The sequence below is a fragment of the Trebonia sp. genome, assembly GCF_049794275.1.
Taxonomy (GTDB): Bacteria; Actinomycetota; Actinomycetes; order Streptosporangiales; family Streptosporangiaceae; genus Trebonia.
Genome location: NZ_JBARCR010000903.1, coordinates 1 through 3,510, shown reverse-complemented (window position 1 = coordinate 3,510; position 3,510 = coordinate 1). Strand labels below are relative to the sequence as shown.

Annotated in this window: 5 protein-coding genes; all 5 read left to right on the top strand. The window is 69.8% G+C overall.

From position 1 onward, the window contains the following. The coding region (locus WA805_RS23240) for an SDR family NAD(P)-dependent oxidoreductase (RefSeq protein ID WP_425243398.1) at positions 1–817 on the top strand (817 nt) is incomplete at its 5' end. A gap of 72 nt (positions 818–889) precedes the next feature. Beyond that, positions 890–1,567: a sigma-70 family RNA polymerase sigma factor gene (locus WA805_RS23235; protein ID WP_422286716.1), complete on the top strand. Its 678-nt coding sequence runs from the start codon at positions 890–892 to the stop codon at positions 1,565–1,567. Then, the gene (locus WA805_RS23230; RefSeq protein ID WP_422275510.1) at positions 1,564–1,794 is read left to right on the top strand and encodes a hypothetical protein; all 231 of its coding nucleotides are present in this window, start codon (positions 1,564–1,566) and stop codon (positions 1,792–1,794) included. Before WA805_RS23235 ends, WA805_RS23230 begins: the two co-directional genes overlap by 4 nt. 213 nt (positions 1,795–2,007) lie before the next feature. Further along, positions 2,008–2,412, top strand: coding sequence for a hypothetical protein (locus WA805_RS23225; protein ID WP_422275514.1), 405 nt, complete (start codon positions 2,008–2,010; stop codon positions 2,410–2,412). A gap of 118 nt (positions 2,413–2,530) precedes the next feature. After that, complete coding sequence (locus WA805_RS23220; RefSeq protein WP_425243397.1) at positions 2,531–3,100, top strand: hypothetical protein; 570 nt, start codon at positions 2,531–2,533, stop codon at positions 3,098–3,100. The last annotated feature ends 410 nt before the right edge of the window (positions 3,101–3,510 follow it).

Below are 3,510 nucleotides of genomic sequence, written 5' to 3'. Positions count from 1 at the left end.
CAGCAAGGCGGCCGCCGCCAAGCACCTATTGAAGCGCACACATCGAAACACGAGGAGAGCAGTTACCATGAGCACCGACCTGACCGGAACTGTCGCCCTGATCACCGGAGCCACCAGCGGTATCGGCAAGGCCACGGCCTTCGCCTTGGCCGGCCGGGGCGCCCACGTGCTGGTGGGTGGCCGTAATGCGGCACGCGGGGAGGCGGTCGTGACGTCGCTGCGCGCCACCGGCGCAAAAGCAGACTTCATCGACGTGGACCTGGGCAGCGCGGAGTCAGCGCGTGAGCTGGCCCGCCGGGCCACCGAGCTCGGTGGCGGGTACGTCGACATCCTGGTCAACAATGCGGCGATCTTTCCCATGGGCCCGACGGCGTCCATGGCCGAAGACGAGATTGACGCAGCGTTCGCGATCAACGTTAAGGTGCCGTTCGTGCTGGTAAGTGAGTTGGCCCCGACAATGGCCAGCCGAGGCAAAGGCGCGATCGTCAACGTCGGCACGATGGCCGCCGAGTTCGGCATGCCGGGCACGTCGCTTTACGGGGCGAGCAAGGCCGCACTGGTCCTGCTCACGAAGGCGTGGGCGGCCGAGTTCGGCCCGAGCGGGGTCCGGGTCAACGCCGTCAACCCGGGACCCACCCGGACCGAGGGGACAGCGGTGCTGGGCGAGGCGATCAACGAGTTCGCGGCGGCGGCGCCAGCCGGGCGACCGGCTTCACCGGACGAGATCGCCGCGGCCATCACCTATCTGGCCTCCGACGAGGCCAGCTTCGTTCACGGCGCGATCCTGCCTGTCGACGGCGGCCGCACAGCGGCATGACAAAACCGGGGCCGCGGCAGGTGCGACAGCAGCATGGCGGGCGAGGTCATGACGCCGGCCTGGTCTAGCTTGATGACTGTGAGGGCAGCGGGCTCGCCGCTGGAAGGCGTGGCGGACGGCACGCCGGTACCGGAGGCAGAGCCGGAGGACTGGGTCCGGGCGCTGAGCGCGGAGGGGACCGAGCGGGAGCAGGGCGCGGTCCGGCTGCACGAGGTGCTGCTGCGCGCCGCGCGGGCGGAAACCCGCCGCCGCAGCGGCCAGCTGCGGATTTCCGGCCCCGAACTGGATGACCTGGCGCACCAGGCCGCGGCGGACGCCGTCGTCGCCGTCATCGCCAAGATCGGCGAGTTTCGCGGCGAGAGCCGGTTCACCACCTGGGCGTACAAGTTCGTCATCTTCGAGGTGTCCGCGAAGATCGGCAGGCACTTCTGGCGCCAGCCCCGGGTGCCGATGGAGGCGGCGGACTGGGAGCGGCTGCCGGACAGGTTCGGCCTGGACCCGGCCCGCGAATCCGAATGGCGTGACCTGGCCAGAGCGCTCCGGCAGGCGGTCGAGGAGGAGCTGACGGAGCACCAGCGGCGGGTCTTCATCGCGATCGCGGTGAACGGCGTGCCGCTGGACGCGCTGGTCGCCGAGCTCGGATCCAGCCGCAACGCCATCTACAAGACGATGTTCGACGCACGGCGTAAGCTGCGGGCCTGCCTTGTCGCTAACGGATACCTGCCCGAGAACCCGGTGAGGCGCTCATGAACAGCTGGTCGGAACTTGACCGCTTCCTCCAGACGGACCCCCGCGACGCGGGATGCGCCACGGCGATGGAGCTGCTGCACGTCTACGCGGAACTCGCCGCCGCCGACTCCTCCGCCGCGGAGCGCCGGTACCCGGAGGTGGCGGCACACCTGCGGTCCTGCGGCCCGTGCACCGAGGACCTCCAAGGGCTGCTCGCCGCCATCCGGGCGGGTCTCACGGGATCCTGACCGCACCGGAAAATATCGCGGTGGGCGGTAAGCCGCCCGCCCCCGCCAGTCACTAAACCCTTGTCCGCACTGACCATCCAACGGAGGACAAGGACACATGAAAAGCTCTGTTCGCCTCGCCGCGATCGGCGGCATCGCCACGCTCGCCACGGCCTTCCTCACCGGGACCAGCCTGGCGCCACCCAGCAGGATGCCCCGCAACAGCCGGGCCAGGTGTTCGTGCAGACCGACGCCGTGACAGGGAACGCGATCACCGTCTATGACAGGACGGCCGGCGGCACGCTGCGCGCGGCCGGCGCCTACTCCACCGGGGGGCTGGGCGGCGTGCTGGGCGGATCGGTGGTCGATCACCTGGCCTCGCAGGGGTCGCTGGCCTACGACGGCACCCGCGGCCTGCTGTACGCGGTGAACGCCGGCAGCGACACAATCACGGTCTTTTCCGCCGGCGGGGACAGGCTCATCCGCCGCCAGGTCATCTCCTCTGGCGGCGCCTTCCCAGTCAGCATCGCCGTCCGCGGCAACCTGCTCTACGTGCTGAACGCCCGCGACGGCGGGCTCGGTCCAGGGCTTCCTGCGGATCGGCGACTCCCTGGTCAAGGTCCCCGCCTGGCACCGTGACCTCGGTCTCAACCCCGCGCAGACGCCGGAATTCACCAGCACCCCCGGCCAGGTCGCGTTCACCCCGGACGGCTCGAAACTGATCGTCACCACCAAGGGCAACGGCAACGACATCGACGTGTTCACCGTCAGTCCGGTCGGCGGACTGTCGGTCAAACAGGGTCATCACCGGGTCAAGCAGGTGGCGCTGCCGGAGCCGTTCGGCTCGCGCCGGGTGCTGGGCTTCGCCGAGCCGGACGGAGGCTGGCTCGGGCCGATGGCCGACGGGCTCACCGTCAGCCCCTACATCTGCCTGGCCGAACGCTCCCTCGGCGCGATGATGCGCACGCTGAACGCTGTCCGGCTGATCTCGAAGCTGCCCCGGGCGGCGCTGGGGCCGGGCCGGCGTACAGCCGTGGAGGAGGCCAGCCGTGAACCAGTGGCGCACTCGGTCGCAGTACTGCGCGAAGGCCGGCGCCTGGATTACAGGCTCGTGGTCGGTCAAGGCGACTTCCGGATGGCAGCTTCAAGCGGCATCGTGTTCGCCGAGGCACTCCTCGGCCGGGACGGTCGCGTCTCCGCGCAACCGGGCGCTTGGTACCCCGAGGAGGTGCTCTCGCTTAACCGAGTGGAGGCGTCCCTGCGCCGGGCGGGAATCGATGTCACCAAGACCGACCACGATCGGGCGGGCTCAGCCTCCGTCCGCTGACCAAGAAGGGCGCATGTTCGCGCCTCGCTCAGTCCCCGCCTGCGTCCCGCCCGAACCCGACGGGCTCGGTCTCTCGCACTCCCGGCTCAGGCCCGCGAGCGCGCCTCAGGCCGCGCGCACCGCTTGCGCGAATCGCCGAGGATATCGCGTGCCGAGGGGCATTATTGACGAAGACGATGTATGGCATCGTCCGCCGTAGCTTGCACGGTCACCACGCCCTGCCAGTTGCATGCCGCGCAGAAATCCCAGTTCGGCGTCACGACCACGGTCACCAAGTGAACCGTGACTGACGCGCCGAACGCCGGGAGTGTGCGCCTCGCTCTGGGCGAGTGCTGACTGCGCAGCGTGACGCGGAGCATTCCCCGAGATGCCGATCGTCGCCGCCTGCTGGTGCGGCCAGGGGACAAGCC